Origin of the sequence: Candidatus Desulfosporosinus nitrosoreducens, assembly GCF_030954495.1 — a bacterium.
In the GTDB taxonomy this organism is placed as follows: domain Bacteria; phylum Bacillota; class Desulfitobacteriia; order Desulfitobacteriales; family Desulfitobacteriaceae; genus Desulfosporosinus; species Desulfosporosinus nitrosoreducens.
This window is the reverse complement of the sequence record NZ_JAVHUW010000019.1, coordinates 1-16,305: the sequence shown is the minus strand read 5'-3', so window position 1 is coordinate 16,305 and position 16,305 is coordinate 1. Positions and strand designations below refer to the sequence as shown.

Annotated in this window: 14 protein-coding genes; 11 read left to right on the top strand and 3 right to left on the bottom strand. The window is 46.3% G+C overall.

What is annotated here, in order from left to right:
* The first annotated feature begins 193 nt into the window (after positions 1–193).
* Positions 194–658 (top strand): pyridoxamine 5'-phosphate oxidase family protein, encoded by a 465-nt coding sequence (locus REC12_RS01425; RefSeq protein ID WP_308891841.1) that lies wholly within the window; start codon positions 194–196, stop codon positions 656–658.
* A gap of 184 nt (positions 659–842) precedes the next feature.
* On the opposite strand, the gene REC12_RS01420 is transcribed toward REC12_RS01425, so the two are convergent.
* Positions 843–2,375 (bottom strand): PucR family transcriptional regulator, encoded by a 1,533-nt coding sequence (locus REC12_RS01420; protein WP_308891840.1) that lies wholly within the window; start codon positions 2,373–2,375, stop codon positions 843–845.
* A gap of 382 nt (positions 2,376–2,757) precedes the next feature.
* On the opposite strand from REC12_RS01420, the gene REC12_RS01415 reads away from it, so the two are divergent.
* From REC12_RS01415 to REC12_RS01395, 5 genes are all read left to right on the top strand, one after another.
* Positions 2,758–4,434 carry a formate--tetrahydrofolate ligase gene (locus REC12_RS01415; RefSeq protein WP_308891839.1) on the top strand — a complete coding sequence of 559 codons (1,677 nt, stop codon included), beginning with the start codon at positions 2,758–2,760 and terminating at the stop codon, positions 4,432–4,434.
* A gap of 224 nt (positions 4,435–4,658) precedes the next feature.
* Entirely contained in the window at positions 4,659–5,432 is a 774-nt protein-coding gene (locus REC12_RS01410) for an ABC transporter ATP-binding protein (protein WP_308891843.1), read from the top strand.
* Between the two features lie 2 nt (positions 5,433–5,434).
* Positions 5,435–7,294, top strand: a complete 1,860-nt coding sequence (locus REC12_RS01405; RefSeq protein ID WP_308891838.1) for a putative ABC transporter permease subunit — start codon at positions 5,435–5,437, stop codon at positions 7,292–7,294.
* 156 nt (positions 7,295–7,450) lie between these two features.
* Positions 7,451–8,860, top strand: a complete 1,410-nt coding sequence (locus REC12_RS01400; protein WP_308891836.1) for an amino acid permease — start codon at positions 7,451–7,453, stop codon at positions 8,858–8,860.
* Positions 8,861–9,228: 368 nt separating this feature from the next.
* A complete protein-coding gene (locus tag REC12_RS01395; RefSeq protein WP_308891835.1) occupies positions 9,229–10,089 on the top strand; it encodes a damage-control phosphatase ARMT1 family protein in 861 nt (286 codons plus the stop codon).
* 15 nt (positions 10,090–10,104) lie between these two features.
* On the opposite strand, the gene REC12_RS01390 is transcribed toward REC12_RS01395, so the two are convergent.
* Positions 10,105–10,296, bottom strand: coding sequence for a hypothetical protein (locus tag REC12_RS01390; RefSeq protein ID WP_308891834.1), 192 nt, complete (start codon positions 10,294–10,296; stop codon positions 10,105–10,107).
* Between the two features lie 559 nt (positions 10,297–10,855).
* Positions 10,856–11,461: a hypothetical protein gene (locus tag REC12_RS01385; RefSeq protein ID WP_308891833.1), complete on the bottom strand. Its 606-nt coding sequence runs from the start codon at positions 11,459–11,461 to the stop codon at positions 10,856–10,858.
* Between the two features lie 421 nt (positions 11,462–11,882).
* Between REC12_RS01385 and REC12_RS01380 the strand changes: the two genes are divergently transcribed.
* From REC12_RS01380 to REC12_RS01360, 5 genes are all read left to right on the top strand, one after another.
* On the top strand, positions 11,883–12,140 hold the full coding sequence (locus tag REC12_RS01380; RefSeq protein ID WP_308891832.1) for a hypothetical protein: 258 nt from the start codon (positions 11,883–11,885) through the stop codon (positions 12,138–12,140).
* 210 nt (positions 12,141–12,350) lie between these two features.
* Positions 12,351–12,812, top strand: coding sequence for a GNAT family N-acetyltransferase (locus REC12_RS01375; RefSeq protein WP_308891830.1), 462 nt, complete (start codon positions 12,351–12,353; stop codon positions 12,810–12,812).
* 533 nt (positions 12,813–13,345) lie between these two features.
* Complete coding sequence (locus tag REC12_RS01370; protein ID WP_308891828.1) at positions 13,346–13,828, top strand: RNA polymerase sigma factor; 483 nt, start codon at positions 13,346–13,348, stop codon at positions 13,826–13,828.
* Positions 13,821–15,236, top strand: coding sequence for a hypothetical protein (locus REC12_RS01365; protein ID WP_308891827.1), 1,416 nt, complete (start codon positions 13,821–13,823; stop codon positions 15,234–15,236). Before REC12_RS01370 ends, REC12_RS01365 begins: the two co-directional genes overlap by 8 nt.
* Positions 15,237–15,375: 139 nt before the next feature.
* Positions 15,376–16,095, top strand: coding sequence for an SIMPL domain-containing protein (locus REC12_RS01360; RefSeq protein WP_308891826.1), 720 nt, complete (start codon positions 15,376–15,378; stop codon positions 16,093–16,095).
* The last annotated feature ends 210 nt before the right edge of the window (positions 16,096–16,305 follow it).

Below are 16,305 nucleotides of genomic sequence, written 5' to 3'. Positions count from 1 at the left end.
ACTTGTCTTTATGGGGTACACTTATCCGATGACTAAGCCGCTCTAAGACTCCCGCTTCGGCAAGCGGTGAGTTAAGAGCGGCTAAGTCCCTGGATAAGTGCGACTAAGATTCAGATGGAGTTAAAACTCCACCTGAATCAAGTCTTCTTTATTTGGGAAAGGGAGAATCCAATTTTTGGAGGCGTAAAAAATTATGTTTAAGGAAATGAGAAACAGAAAAAAGCAATTGAATGATGATGAGGCGCGGGAAATACTGCTTAACGGCGAATACGGGGTTTTGGCGACCGGCGGTGAAAATGGCTACAGCTATGCCACCCCCCTGAATTACGTCTATCTTAACGATAAACTTTATTTCCATTGCGCGGCTGAAGGCCATAAATTGGCTAACATAGCGCTGAACAACAGGGTCTCCTTTTGCGTCGTCGGCAAAACCCTAGTGGTGCCCGGCAAATTTACGTCAAGATTTGAAAGCGTGATTCTCTTCGGGAAAGCAGCCCTGGCAGAGGAAGATGAAAAAAGGGAAGCCTTACTTGAATTCATCAGAAAATACTCTCCGAATTTTGAAAAGCAGGGAGAAAGTTATATTAGCAAAGCCATTCGGCAAACGTGCGTTGTGAAAATAGAAATTGAACGGATAACCGGCAAGGCCTCCCGCTAAGCAGGGAAAGTCCCTTGCCGGCTTAAAGTGTAATTTTGTCGGTTTTTAACGACTCATCCTAACCAACATTTGAATCTTGCAGGCAATTATGCCGCCTTGGAGGGCAGTTCCAAGGCGGCATTGCTTTTATAGTCAAAATAGCACAAAAGGGCAATACTTTTGATCTTCCAGGTAATTCACAGGTTTACTCCAGAAATTTACAAGAGAGTATGATATGAAAAATCTCATTTTCATTGGTGAAGCGGTTGGTACAGTCGATTCCCACCAGGTTTTTGATATTCTCTAAGCGATAAGTCAGGGTATTGCGATGCAGGTGCATTTCCTCAGCTGCCAGGGACTTGTTTTGGCCGAATTGAAAATAGATCAGCAGGGTCCTAACCAGATCCGTACCGTTTTTTAAATCATATTTATGCAGCAATTCGACCTTGGTGTGAATAAACTGGTTTTCAGCATTTTCCAGAAAAACAAAACGGGTGAGATGCCTGAGCACATAGTCTTCAAAAAAATGAATGAACATTTTCGGGTCTTCATCCAGGCCGTATTTAATGGCCAGGCTGCATTCATCGTAATGCCGCTTCAAATTCTTAAAATCGTAGAAAAGGGAACTGATCCCAACGGAAAAGGAAAATTTTTCGGATAAGGCTACAAGTTTAGCTTTTAAGGCTTTACGATCAAAGGTAAAATCGGAATTACGCAAAATAACTATGGCTCCGCTGTTGTAAGCCAGGACTATTGCGGCGGGGAAAACCCTTCCCAGCTCTTGGGTAAGGATTTCCAGAAGAACATCGTTAGGGTACTGATTCTGAAGGAAATTCAGGCAGTAGAATTCATCAAATACTTTCCAGCCTTTGGATTTCAGGCAATTGACAATAACGCTTTCTTTCAGATAGACATGTTTAAGCAATTGATAGACAAAGGAGTTGGCATTCGAGGACAGGATTTGAAAATCGGGAATGCTTTTAATCGCTTGTTCGAGGATGGTTTTTAAATGCGTGACCAGGGAGATCTGTCCTAAAGAAAAAGGGCGGTTTGTGTCAATCAGCTCGATGGCCCCGCAGCGTTTGCCGGCCTGAAAGATGTTGATCATCAGGTAAGCGTGATTGTGTTTCGGGAATTTGAGGATAAAGGCTTCGTTCTCCGTATAGTTTTTGTTGACTGCCGCTAAAATCTCACTGTACAAGGGGTGCTCAATGGAGATATAGCCTTGCTCCAGCATCTCGCGCCAGAGGGTATCTGTACAACCTACCGGCAGTTCCCCCGCGGAAAGAATCAAGGTATTCAGCGATCCGATCAGAACCAGAGGATTAGGGATTTCCTCCTGAGCAATAGCAAAAAAGTTTTCCATGGGCTGCTTGGAAAGGATGGAGGAGAGCAGACGATTATTCCATTCATCGTAGCGCTTTTGAATGCCAAAAAGAAGGCCGGCAGCCTCAAGAATAGTTATCTTATCAGGAAGAGAAATTACCTGGCAGTGATTTCTCCCGGCAAAATCACTGCTTAACAGCCCCAGACATACCAGATTGGCATTTTTCAGCTTGCCTTCGCAGGCTGTTATGTCGGAAGCGCTCCCCAGATAGAGCGTATCCGGGAGAAAAACAGTGCTGGAGCGCTCAAAACTTGCCAGGGAAGAAAAAGAAGATTTTATTGAAGGGTTAAGGAAAGAGCTGGGATTCAGTGCACTGAGCGCATCCAGTACAATGTGCATATTTAAGTTCAAGATAACACCTTCCGTATTGCCCTATTTACAACTGTGATTATGGCTCATTATATATTAGTTTATCAGGAAATTCCAAACAAAGTAATCTGACTTGCAGCGAAGCAGATGTGCGTATCCGCTTTAAAGATAAAGCCAAGAGTAGACTAGGTCAAATATGACTTGTGTATATGTTACGAAAAATCCGCCGTTAATTTGTAATAATCTAACGATGACATCCTAAAATTTTAAGACTATTCTATAATTAAAAATTAATTCTATTATTTAGGCAGCTTTAGGTACGTCTAGCGACTTTGCTTCCACAGACCTTAATGCAGCTATTCCCATCATCGTAATTGGATCAGAAAGCAAAAATAAGCAAAGAAAGCTCTGAGGGGGAGAACCAATGACATTTAAAAGTGATATCGAGATTGCCCAAGAATCTGTAATGCTGCCTGTTTCCGACATTGCCCAAGAACTCGGCATCTCGGAGGATTATTTGGAATCTTACGGCAAATACAAAGCCAAAGTCAACTATAACTTACTTACTGAGAAAGCGGGCACTGCCGACGGCAAACTTATTCTGGTCACCGCTATTAATCCGACACCGGCCGGCGAGGGAAAAACCACCACATCCGTTGGTTTGGGAGACGCTCTGCACCGTCTCGGACACAGAACGGTGATTGCTCTGCGCGAGCCGTCTCTGGGCCCGGTCTTTGGCGTTAAAGGCGGTGCGGCCGGCGGCGGCTACGCGCAAGTCGTACCTATGGAAGATATCAACCTCCATTTTACCGGCGACTTGCACGCCATCGGCGCTGCCAACAATTTGATTGCTGCGATGTTGGACAACCATATTTACCAGGGCAATGCTCTGGATATCGATGTCCGCAGGGTAACCTGGAAACGCTGTATGGATATGAATGACCGTCAGCTGCGCTTTATGGTCAACGGCCTGGGCGGCAAAACCAACGGAACGCCGAGAGAAGACGGTTTTGATATTACCGTTGCTTCGGAAATCATGGCGATTATGTGCCTGTCCAGCGATCTTGATGATTTTAAAAAGAGAGTGGAAAGGATTATAGTCGCTTACAATAGAAGCGGCCAACCGGTCACTGCCGGCCAGCTTAACGCTCAGGGCGCGGTGGCCGCGCTGATGAAAGACGCTTTAAAACCGAATCTGGTTCAGACACTTGAGCATACCCCGGCATTCATTCATGGCGGACCTTTTGCCAATATCGCTCATGGCTGCAACAGCGTCATGGCAACCAGGATGGCTCTTAAGCTTGGCGATTATGTCGTCACTGAAGCCGGCTTCGGAGCGGACCTCGGCGCCGAGAAATTCCTCGATATCAAATGCCGTTTAAGCGGCCTGAGACCGGATGCCGTGGTGATCGTAGCTACTGTCCGCGCCTTGAAATCTCATGGCGGGGTCGCTAAAGCCGATCTCAATCAGGAAAACCTCGAAGCGCTGAAGAAAGGGCTGCCCAACCTGCTTAAGCACGTTGAGAATATTACGCAAAACTTCGGCTTGCCGGCGGTTGTGGCTATTAACCGCTTCCCGGTTGACAGCGAAGCCGAGCTGGCCTTGATTGAAAACGAATGCAAAAAGCTTGGCGTGAACGTTGCCCTCTCCGAAGTTTGGGGCAAGGGCGGCGAAGGCGGCGTGAAACTGGCTGAGGAAGTCCTGCGTATTATTGAAAGCCCGAAAAACTTCCAGTTTGCTTATGCTATAAATCTGGGCCTTAAGGAGAAAATCACCGCGATTGCCACCAAGATTTACGGTGCCGACGGGGTCGATTTCATCGGTTCAAGTTCCGCGGATATTGAAAATATTGAAAAAATCGGCTATCGGGAGATCCCGGTTTGTATGGCTAAAACTCAGTACTCGTTGTCGGACGATCAGAAAAAAATCGGCCGCCCGACCGGCTTCCGCATCTCCATCCGCAGCGTCAAAGTATCGGCCGGCGCAGGTTTTGCCGTGGCTTTGACCGGAGATATCATGACGATGCCGGGACTTCCCAAGGTTCCCTCCGCTGAGAATATTGACGTCGATAACACCGGAAAAATCTCCGGCTTATTCTAAAAGCCTCTGCTGAAATACCTGAATAATATCCAGAATAAAGATGGCGGTCCGCGGACTGCCATCTTTATTTTGTCCGCCATTCCGCGAAAAAATAGCCTGGGTCGGAAAAAGCACCAAATAAGCCTATTAAATTTTCTTACCTCCACATATATTTTCGGGTTTATGTTAAAGTAAGAAGAAAGAAATAATTGCTTGAAGGGAGTTTTAGCGAAGTGAGCTTTAACATAGGAGATGTTTTAATTAAAGCCAATCAATTGACCAAGCGTTACGGCTCTGAACCAGTGGTCAAAGGCTTAAATCTGGAGGTTAAGGGCGGAGAAATATTCGGCTTTTTAGGTCCTAACGGTTCAGGCAAGACAACAACCATCAAAATGCTGACCGGATTACTGGAGCCTTCGGCGGGGGAGGCCTTTATCTGCGGCTACGATATAGCCAAGCAGTCAACCCAGGCCAAGGCCCTGATGGCTTATGTGCCGGATCAGCCGAAATTATACAGCAAGCTTTCCGCGCGGGAGTTTTTGAAGCTGATCGCCGCGCTTTACCGCATTCCTCCGGAGTCTGTCAAAGCGAGAATCGGCCAGCTGCTGGAAATGTTCGGCCTGGAGGAACGGGCGGATGAGTTGTTGGAAGGGTATTCTCACGGCATGCGTCAGAAAGTTGTTCTGGCTTCAGCGCTTATTCATCAGCCGAGAGTTATTCTGCTCGATGAACCCACGGTGGGACTGGACCCGGCCAGCGCCCGTCTGCTCAAGGATATTCTGCAGGAGCTGGCCCGGCAGGGAGCGGCGGTTTTTGTTTCCACGCACATTCTGGAGATTGCCGAAAGAATGTGCCACCGGGTCGCTATTTTAAAAAACGGCGACCTGATTGCCCAGGGCAGTCCGGAAGAGCTGCGCCGGCAAGTGGGCCATGAGCAGGAAAGCCTGGAAGATATTTTCCTGGAGCTGACCGGTGGTCATGAAGAAGCGGAACTAATCAAAGGTCTGGAGGAGGGATAGGCATGAAAATCACGTTACCTCCGCCGCTGAGCGAGCTGCCGCCCCATCAGTCTTTTACCCAGGATTTTGGCTTGCTGCTGAAAAACCAGCTGCGGGTTTTCTGGAATAATCTGCGCCACCGCCCGCCCAGGGCCATCATCGCGATGCTCATCTTTGCCCTGGTGCTTCTCTCGATCCTTGTCTCCTTAGGCGCTTTGGCTTATGGGGGCTTAAAAGTCCTCTCGCCGCAAACCGCCCGGGGATTTCTTTCCTTGTTGTTTATGGGCGGTTTAATGGGGCAGATCTTTTTCGGGATCACGGCGGCTTTTGCCGCTCTGTATATGTCCGAGGATTTGGAGACCCTCTTCGTGGCGCCGGTTTCCCTGAAAGCCGTTTTTGCCGTTAAGTCTCTGAGCGTCATGGCGAGCAATTTATTGCCTGTGTTTTTGCTGGCCTTTCTGCCGGGAATTTTTTACGGCCTGCTCTTTCAGGCCGCGGCCGCCTATTACCTCATGGTTTTGCTGGTGGGTCTCGGACTGTGGATCAGCGGTACGGCGCTAGCGGAACTGCTTAATCTGGTGGTCATGCGGATTGTGCCGCCTCACCGCAGCAAAGAAGCGGTTGGCTTTATTGGGGCGCTGACCGGGATTCTTATCGCCGTAACCGCTCAAATTCCCAGGATGCTGGTGGGCAGCGGCCAGAACTTCAGCTTGGACAGCTGGCTCAGCGGCCATAATCAACTGATTCAAGTGATGAATTATTTTCCTTGGGGCTGGGGCTCGCTGGCGCTGGTCTCGGGGATTAGCGGGGATTTTCTGAGCGGGCTGGGCTGGAGTTTGCTCCTGCTGGCTCTGGGACTTTTGCTTTTCGGCCTGGCCTTTGTCCTGGTGGAGCGCGGCTTCCGCAGGGGCTTTATCTCCCTAAGCCAGGGTGAAGGGGGAAGGCGCCGCAGACGGTGCTCTGCCGAAGCAGGTGCTAAGAAGAGCCAGCCGCTGAAGAGCCAGGTATTGGCGTTTAATCCTGAGGCGAGCGCGGGAAGCGCTTCCCTTTGGGCAGGGATGTGGGCGATTGCCAAAAAGGATTTGCTTTATTTGAAGCGCGATACCCGCGAATGGTTCGGCTATCTGGTCCCTTTAATCATCATGGGCTTTTTCATCCTGCAGCATTTGTTTGCCGGCGACCGCTCCTCACGTTCCTCTCTGATCACGGTGCTTATCCTGTATACAGTGATGTTCAGCGGCAACCTGGCCCTGCAATCTTTTGGCCGGGAAGGAGAGTCGGACTGGCTGCTCAACAGTGTGCCGCTGGCCGGCTGGCCGGTGGTCTGGGGCAAACTGACGGCGGCGGTGCTGCCTACCCTGGTGCTGATGGAAGCTTTGCTGGTCGGTACAGCGGTTTCCTTGGGCTTATCACCGGCGCTGATTGGAGCTCTGGTTTTAGCGGCCGTGCTTTTGAGTCTGGGTTCCAGCGCTATTGGGCTTTTTTACTCCATCAACAATTGCCGCTATAATCCGGATTCTCCCAAGCAGCGGATTTCTCCCGGCGCCTCGTTGCTGATGTATCTGATCAATTTTATTTTCATCCTGTTCCTGGGCCTGGGCCTGCTTTATCTTATGCCGCCGGGCGAGTTTGCAACTGCTCTGCGAGCTTTGCCGCCGGTCACGTATCGGGGCGGAATCGGCTCAGCTTTCCTTTATGCTTTGTATTTACTCAGCCGGCCTCTGTTCTGGACTCCCGCAATACGCAGTCTGTTGGGAGTTCTCATCACGGCCGGAGTGTGGTCCGCGATGTTCTTTGGCTTTATAAGCGCGACAGTGCGGCAGAGCCGGAAAGGCTTCCGAGTTCAGATGGTCAGCCGGAGCGGAAGAACGAGCAAACAATAATAAAGAGAACAAGAAGCATGAGCATGAGGCTTGATGCATTTTAAAACCTCCTTCCGGGAGGTTTTTTCAACATAATGATAGTTCAATACGTGCATAATACTTCTGAAGGGCAATAATGTGCCTAGCGGCAGTTTGGTGCGCTGGGAGGAGGATATTTTGGCAAACGCTCAAAAAATGTCGGCTATTTCTTTAACCATGCTGGCTCTCGGCAGTATCATTGGTGCAGGTATGTTTTTAGGCTCGGGTTCAACGATAAAGTCTACAGGACCCTCTGTCATAGCCGCTTATGTGCTTTTGGGCCTGCTGATGTACTTTAACCTGTCATTTTTAGCGGAACTTTCTTTGCTGGACCCGGAACAAGGTTCGTTTCAAACCTATGCCGGCAAGGCCTTCGGTTCAGGGGCAGGCTTTGTGATCGGCTGGCTTTACTGGGTTTCAGGAATTCTGGTGATGTCAAGTGAAGTAACTGCGGCCGCCATTTTCAGCTCGGTTTGGTTTCCGGGCATTCCGCTTTGGCTGTTTGTACTCGTTTATTCCCTGGCTCTGACCTTAATTAACTTAATTGACGCGCGAGGCTTTGGCAAAGTTGAATCTCTTCTGGCTATTATTAAGGTCATAGCTTTGCTGGGTTTTATTCTGCTGTCGTTAGTGCTCATTTTTACCCCTTGGTTAGGGCACCCTTTCGGATGGAAGAATCTTGCCGATACCTCGTTCTTACCTGGAGGTTTAAGTGGTTTTGCCGGTTCGCTGCTTCTGGTTTTTTACGCCTATTCCGGCACTTCCGTGGTCGGACTTGCCATTGCCGACTCCGAGAATCCCGAGCGTACAGTGCCCAAGGTAGTTATTGCCACCGTCGGTCTGACAACAATTCTTTATGTCATCTCGATCGTATGTTTGCTTCTTCTGCAGCCTTGGTCTGCCTATAATGTCTCTGCCAGTCCTTACGTTACCTCTCTTTTAGCTTATAAAATAGGTTTCGCCCAGCACATTATGAATTTTGTGATTCTCACGGCGGCACTCTCCGCTATGAGTGCAAGTATGTATGGAACCTCCCGTATGCTCACAGCCCTGTCCCGACAAGGCGAGGCCCCGAGGTTTTTTTCTGTTTCAAATAGTAAAGGCGTACCCTTTCGCGCTTTGCTCTTTACGAATGTGTTTCTTCTGGGAATTGCTTTTTTGTCTTACCTGATTCCCAACCGGATCTATCTTCTGGTTACCGGGGCAAGCGGACTTCTTTCTCTGATTAACGTTTTAACCATCAGCCTTTCCCATTGGCGGCTTCGTCCGGCCCTGATGAAGAATAATCCCAGGTTTAGATCCCGTGTCCCCTGGTATCCGGTCAGCAATATGATTGTTGCCGTCTTTTTTGCCGGGATCTTTATTTTTGCCTTAGCTATTCCCGACCAACGGCCGTCTTTTATTCTGGGCTTAGGGCTTATTCTGCTGACCGCGGCCGCCTATTTGGTATTGCATAAAAAGTTGCCCCTGCGGGCTGAAGCGGAGCCCGGCGGGCATGGTGAGACTTTAAACAGAATTATTGCCGGTTTATTCAGACCTAAAATATAGTTTTGACAAAAGACTGCATAAGGTAACGGCCTGACGGGTGGTGTTCTGCCCGTCAGATTTGCCGATGGGGATAGGGGTGCTGTGGAAATTCGGGCGTTTGCACATCCCAAGAAAGAAACGAAAGTTAATTGGCAGTGTTTGGGCTTATGTGATAAAATTTACAAATAATAAACGGGAATTTATCAAGCAGTTTATCCGCTGACTAATCCGCTCTAAGACTCCCGCTTCGGCAAGCGGTGAGTTAAGAGCGGCTAAGTCCCTGGATAAGTGCGACTAGGATTTAGTTGGAGTTAAAACTCCGCCTGAATCAAGTCTTCTTTATCAAGCAGTTTATACTGCGGATGATTTAAGCGCAAAGAGGGATAGTTATGAGAATCCATGATAAATGCTTGCCATGTGTGGTCAACCAAGTTATTAAAGTGGCAACGATAACGGGTATTGCTAAAAAGGAAGAGTTATTGAGGGAAGTTTTCACTTATCTCAGTAAAATGGATTTTGAGGCAACCACCCCGGAAATTATAGGGGAAATTTTTGGTATGGTAAAAAAACATACGAACAATCCGGACCCCTATCAGGAGACTAGAAATTACTATAACGCGTTGTTTTTGAAATCATTACCGGAATTTGAGGGAAGGATTGAGCACGCGGAAAATTCCTTTCAATTAGCAGTGCGCTATGCCATTGTTGGCAATATCATCGATTTTAATCCTATTCACAATACATTATTGGAAGATGTTTTTGCTCGCTTTGAAAAAATGGAACACTTAGAATTAGCCATAGATGACTCCGCTGCATTGGCGGAAGATATTTCAAAGGCTAAAATGATATTATACTTAGGTGATAATTGTGGAGAAATCTGCCTGGATAAGATTCTTTTAAAGAAAATAAAGGAACTGAATCCTAAGCTTAGACTATTATTTGGAGTGCGGGGTCAACCTGTGGTAAATGATTCGATAGCTGAAGACGCTTATGCTGTAGGCATTGATGATTATGCGGAGATCATAGATAACGGGGATGGTTCGCTGGGAACTGTCCTTAAGCGGACAAGTCCTGAATTTCAGGAAGTCTATAAACAGGCTGAAATAGTCATTGCTAAAGGGCAGGCAAACTATGAATGTTTGAACGAAGAAAACAAAAACATTTACTTTCTCTTGATGACCAAATGCAGGGTTATTGCCGAGGAGATTGGCGTTGAGGAGAAGAAAATGATTTGCCTGAAAAGGCCGTGAACTATTTAGGCCTTGTCAGGGTCCCCCAATCTCCAGGAGCCGTTTCAGCAGCGAAGAGAATTCCGCCGTATCGGTAATAACTTCAAGAATCGTATCGTCTTTAGGGTCGTCAGGATACATCACAAAGGCCAGTTTTCCAGGTTCCGATTCATAGATTTCGAGCACGTTCTTATCATCGACGATTTCAAGCTTAAGTTTGCCAGACATAGGCTTATGCACCCCCTTATTCAAGAAAGCAGAACAGTCCGGACTGTCCTGCTTCAAGCGGAAAAGATTATTTAGGTCTGGGCGGGGTTACGCTGGGGGTGGGGCTGCTTTTTGGGGGCGAGGTCGAGGGATTTCCCTGATTCGGTATTGTCACGCTGATCTCTCCTTTAATATTGAAGTCTTAATTACCCGGTTTTAGTCTTTGCGATTCTGTGAATTCTAACCTTAAATTTTTTATCGGCAAGAGATAATGCCGCGGCAGCGTTAACCGCTTCCACAAAAATAAAAGTTTGGAATGGAGAATGCCGGCAATATTAGCGCAGGCAATTTGTTGAACAAAGAGGATATTACCAAACAACAGGAAATTTTAAGGCAAGCAGAAGAAATGGGGCGAAAACTCAGCTGATTTGACCCAGGTAGACGTAGGTCGAATGATAACTCTAAGGTACTCCTTGAATCCGATAAAGAGCGTTACGTAAAGAGTCCCCCTATCATCTGATAAGGGGACTGTCACTTAATATGGATGGGCATTCCTATTGGCAGAGTGTCTTAAATGTCTCTATTGTGTGATATTTAACTGATTAGCCGGCAGTAAAGCATGAAGATTACCTTGAGCATCTAAAGAAAAACTCTTTCCGTTAAACGAGAATGACTTTGACACATCAATACCAAGTGAGGTTAATAATTCTGATGTTGAAACAGCCTGATCCAAATTTGTTGCATTGTATTGCTTAACAGACATAGTACCATTTGCTACTGCATACAGCAGTTGAAACCTACTTACAATTGAGTTTGCTTTAGCAAATTGTGATGGTGTATGGTCAGAAAGAGCTTTTAAAGCGAGCTGATTCCTTGGAGAATCTGGGGGGTCATTCACGTTGATCATTATTTCAAAACTAGTTGACATCTCGTTAGGCCCAAAATATATGTTTAATGGAGAACCGTCAACACTACCAATATTTTTCACCTCACCCGGCTTAATAGTGATGCTGTTTGTTTGCTGATCGGCTACCTTTGGAGCATTAGGAGATATAAGCTGTTGCATTTCTGATAATGTTGATAAAGCTTGTGTACTATCAGAACCAACTGAAAAACTGTTGTTTGAATTTGAATAGTTAGTTTTATTTGGAATTGATAAACCAGAAGAAAGAGAATTAATCTTCATAACAAATCTCCTCAATAAGATATTTACAAATTAAGTATTAAGCTACTTTCCTGGCCTGCCTCTGTATTGTTAGATGAGACGATTTGAGTTTCAGAAGCATCATTAGGTAGTTACTCCGGACGAAGCGGGACTAGAAGGACTAGCGGGAGCAGTCCAGATATAAAGTAGTTTGTAAGTCTCCCCTTAAATTTAAAAACAAAATACATACATTTACAGTATCGTAATAAAATGCCTAGTTCCTTAGTATAAATTTCATGGATATTTCCTGTACAGTACTTTTTCAAAACTGCGAGCTGCTTATGCTTTGACAGGCATGCCTAAGTTAGAACCTTTCAATAGTTACATCAGGAATGACAAGCTGTAACCATCCTCATAATTTGTGATATACTATGAAATGTTATAAAGCTTGATGGAGGTTAATATGAATCACGAACAAGAACAATTTCTGAGTTTTATTTTAGAAAGAGTTAAAGATGACAAGGTAGAGGAAGCAAAAGTATTACTTGTTGAAAACTTTAAGAAGCTTACAGAAGGCAATTTTACCCAGGATGATATTTTGCAGTGTGTTCCCCAAATGCTTGCTCTGCTAAAGCCAGAAAAGTTAGGGGAAGTACAGACAGTTGTAATGCAGTTTGCTGAAAATTTTAGTGCTTTGCTATCTGACAATAAACTCGGATAATTCCCCCCAAAGTCTGCCGCTTTATTTTTCACCTTATTGACTTAAGACAAAAAAGAGTAGCTTCCAATTAACTAAAGGGGGTGTAGCAAACTACCTGAAAAAGGTAGTGTGCGCCATCCCCTGATTTTTGAAAATCATTTACCTGACCGGTATTCGTCCTGTACTAAGGTCCTACCGGCTTCGGCAACAAAAGACAAGGGGGGTATAGCAATGGAACTATTAAAAATAAGAAAAGCAAAAACTTCTGATGAAGCGGCGGTTGTAAGCTGTATTCAAAAGTCCTATCAAAAATACATTGTTAGGATCGGAAAAAAACCTGGACCTATGCTCGATGATTATTTAGCTCTTATCCTAGATGGGAATGTTTTCTGCGGGGAATTTGGCGAGGAAATCGCAGGTGTCTTGGTACTAAAGAAATTTGATGGCTATATGTTGCTCGAAAATGTGGCCCTCCTCCCAGAATTCCAAGGCAAAGGTTTTGGGAAACAGTTGATTGCTTTTGCCGAACACTATTCTTCTGAAAATAATTACCAGGAAATCCGGCTTTACACCAATGTAAAGATGACCGAAAATATAGAGATCTATCATAAGCTTGGATACTCCGAATATTCCCGAAAAGAGGAAAATGGATTTGAAAGAGTCTATTTTAAGAAACGGTTAATAGTTACATAAAACAGGCGAAACGCTAAACGATAAGCAAGGCAATTGTGACCACAGTTGCACATTTTTTGCTATTATCCTTTGCGTCCAACTGCAAATTCCCGCCCGCTTTCCTGTTAGGGTAACGCTGCGGATTAAATTATTCCTGCCCTTAGGGACTATCTCCGTGCTCTTAATGGGCTTATTTGTCTTGATTTACTAATATTGGCTGGAATCATATGATTTTTGGCGAGAGATAAACAAGTTTTGGAGTAAAAGGCTGAGTCGCAGATTGCTTTTCTGAAGTAACCGGCGACTCTTTCTTTAATCTTACGACAAAGCACCGCGATGGCTGGCTCCGCTTGTAGGGGAAATGGTACACTATTTATATAGTAGGGAAGATGCTCTAATGGCTTTTGCCCGAAAAACCTGAAGCAAGGCAGGAACTCAACGCCTATAGTGCTGAAGCTGGGTTTGCCGGCATTGTGAACGTGAAAAAAATTTTTTAAATCATTTGTGACTTTTTTCTATAGTTTTTCGTGTTATATGTGAAAGGAGATTCTTGCATGTCCCAATTGGCGCTCAGTAATTTTTCACATAAATACACTTTGTATGGACATATGGTGTTCAGGATAGCAATGGTCAATCTTGGGAATAAAGAAGACGCCGAGGAAACGATGCAGGAAGCTTTTTATAAGCTTCTGTATAAGTCACCGCAATTTAAGGATGAAGAGCATGAAAAAGCCTGGCTTATCAAAGTTACGGTCAATCTTTGCCGGGATATCCTGCGCAGTGTCTGGCGCAAAAGGGTTGTTAAGCTGGAAGATATTGAAACCTATTACGGTGATCCTTACGACTCCAATGTTTTAAAGGATATTGTCCAATTGCCAATCAAGTATAAGACGGTAATCTATCTTTTTTACTTTGAAGATTATTCTATCAAGCAGATTTCGGATATTTTGAAAATCAAAGAGTCAGCCACTAAAATGCGTTTGCAGCGCGGCCGTCAGCTTTTAAAAATAGAATTGGAAGGAAATGAACATGGATAAGCAGGATATCAAACGCGTGCTCGGCAGGCTGGAGCCTGATGAGGGAATGGAATATCGATTGGCTGAGAAGCTCAACAAGGCTGTTCCCGGAAGGGCTCCCTCCAGAGCCATAGCTTCGCTGGCGGCCGGACTTGTCATTGTTATCGGAACGGGCGCCTTTATGTATGCGCATTTAGCCGCAGATGCCAAATTAAGCGCGCAAAGCCCAACAGTTAGCAAGGAAAGTACGATTGCCCAGGTACCCGACAAGCTAACCGGAAAACCAGATCCGGAAACTCAAGGCAGTGCAGGCGCTCTAAATAAGCAGCCCACCGGCAGTAACCTGTCAAATAGCAATCCACCGAATAATACCCCGCCGGGTAGTAACCTGCCAAACACTAACCGGACGGATAGTAATCCGCCGAATACTGACCAGGCAAAGATTAACCAGCCGGCCAATACCGATCAGGAGCGGGAAGAAAACGCCGCCGGAAGTGAAAACAGCCCGGTTGAAAATCCCGGCCCGCCGCCGGCACAAAGCACTGCTGGGGAAACTCCGGAGACAACTAGGCAAGATACCAGGTCTGAAGTTCCCAAAGCGCTGCCCCCCCAAAGTGACGAAAATTCGGATACCAGACCTATGCTCGGAAGCGGTGGTGCCGTCAGTCCGGCGGCACTCTTGCCCCAAGTCACCAATGATCAAACTACAGGTATTTTTGTCCCTAAAATTCAATTGCCTGGCGGCAAATTACCCGGCGATATTGAGCCGGCAGCTAAAATGACGGGGCTTATCGTCTATCAAGGCAGAATCTATGTGCAGAGCTCTGCAGCCGCAGAGTTGAATAATGCCGCTAAACTGGTGGGTGAAAAACTCGGAACGACCAAAGGAAATCTGACAGACTGGAGCACGCAAAGTGATTATGCGCTTGAGCTGGCCTCAACGGTAGGAGTACAGGATGTCTATACCGTTAAAGGCTACGACAAAAGCTTCAGGATCATGACCTATGGCGCGCTCAATGGGCAAACCTATGCCAATTTCTTTGAGTGTTTAAACGGTATTACGGTTAAAACGGGAAATGACCTTTTTGGCAAGTTCAAAATTGAGAATAACATAGCTTCTCTTAACTATGAAGACTTTGCCAGTTGGAACAGCGGCCGGGACAATTATAAAACCCTCACACACTGCGATCAGCTTGCGGGTTTTCTGGCGGCCTTGGAAAACTCCGTTCCACATGAACAAGAGAGTTTGGCCTATTTATTTGCCGAACAGGATTCAAGCAGCCAAAAGTTTTTACAACTAAAACTGAAGGATGGCACCGAAGTGAATTTGAGACTCTTTAAGGACGGCTATGTCTACTACAACGGCGTTAATATAGTTTTCCAGGTTGAGGACTCCGCCTTTGCGGGTCTTTGGACTGAACTCAATTAATAGAGTTTTATTCTGAACAGCAGGGAAAGGGGTGATAGTTTTCGAGCAGCCAACAATGAAGGTTCCCCACATTTGTCCGGAATAATGACAAGATTGCCTGCCGGAGTGCAGACAATTAAACAGTGAAGGAGAGTTGATTGTGAAAAAGAGTTTAAAAATTTTGCTGAGTGTCCTGGCGCTGATCTTACTGTTAGCCCAAAATACCTGGGCGGCGGAGCTGCCCCAAGCCGGTGTCATCGAGACTTCGGCCAGCAGTTCAATGAGCGTGGACCCGGACGCTGTTCAGCTTAGCCTGACCGTTAGGACCGAGGAGAGCACCAGTGCCTTGGCCCAGGAAAAAAATGCAACTGCCGTAAGCCAGGCCATAGACCTGCTCGTTAGCGAAGGCATTAGCAAAGACAGTATAAAAACGACGAACTACTCTACCTATTCTTACACTAAGACTGATAGCGACAAGAATGCCAGTGAAGTTACCGTCTATTCAACCAACAGCGGTCTGGAAGTTAAGCTTACTCAATTGGATAAAGTAGGGGAAATTCTCAGCAAGCTGGCTGGGGTTAACGAAGTTAACGTCAATTCCGTAAACTATTCCGTTCAGGATACTACAAAATACAAGGAGCAGCTGATTTCCGCGGCGATCGCCGACGCCAAGCAAACGATTCAATATAGCGCGGATGCTGCGGGGGTTAAACTGGACAAATTGAATTCCCTGAGCGTAAACTTCAGCTCGGATTCAACGGTTCATCCTTATGTGAGATCAGCAGACAGCCTTGCCGGAGCCGCTGTACCTCAGCCGCAAAATCCGGATAAAATTGTTATTTCGGCAAGCGTAACCCTGTCCTATACTGTACAGCAATAAAAATCCGGCCGCCGCCGGAAGCCCTTCGTTCCAGCTGAAATGCGAGGACCCCGCTGAGGTCCTCGCATTTTGCTTTGTGTGCCCGGCATGGGCGTTATCTCTAGGGTGAAAGTCCCGAATAGTGAAGGTAGCAGTAGCTATAGTTTAAGGTAAGGGTGTTCACCGTGAGGTGAAATCCGAAAGAAACCGGCGGCAAATCTCTGGCCCGAG

Excerpts from the sequence above, each read along its gene's own strand:
- REC12_RS01380 (WP_308891832.1), top strand. The coding sequence starts at position 11,883 with ATGAATCACGAACAAGAACAATTTCTGAGTTTTATTTTAGAAAGAGTT.
- REC12_RS01395 (WP_308891835.1), top strand. The coding sequence starts at position 9,229 with ATGAGAATCCATGATAAATGCTTGCCATGTGTGGTCAACCAAGTTATT.
- REC12_RS01425 (WP_308891841.1), top strand. The coding sequence starts at position 194 with ATGTTTAAGGAAATGAGAAACAGAAAAAAGCAATTGAATGATGATGAG.
- REC12_RS01365 (WP_308891827.1), top strand. The coding sequence starts at position 13,821 with ATGGATAAGCAGGATATCAAACGCGTGCTCGGCAGGCTGGAGCCTGAT.
- REC12_RS01385 (WP_308891833.1), bottom strand. The coding sequence starts at position 11,461 with ATGAAGATTAATTCTCTTTCTTCTGGTTTATCAATTCCAAATAAAACT.
- REC12_RS01415 (WP_308891839.1), top strand. The coding sequence starts at position 2,758 with ATGACATTTAAAAGTGATATCGAGATTGCCCAAGAATCTGTAATGCTG.
- REC12_RS01370 (WP_308891828.1), top strand. The coding sequence starts at position 13,346 with ATGTCCCAATTGGCGCTCAGTAATTTTTCACATAAATACACTTTGTAT.
- REC12_RS01375 (WP_308891830.1), top strand. The coding sequence starts at position 12,351 with ATGGAACTATTAAAAATAAGAAAAGCAAAAACTTCTGATGAAGCGGCG.
- REC12_RS01405 (WP_308891838.1), top strand. The coding sequence starts at position 5,435 with ATGAAAATCACGTTACCTCCGCCGCTGAGCGAGCTGCCGCCCCATCAG.
- REC12_RS01390 (WP_308891834.1), bottom strand. The coding sequence starts at position 10,296 with ATGTCTGGCAAACTTAAGCTTGAAATCGTCGATGATAAGAACGTGCTC.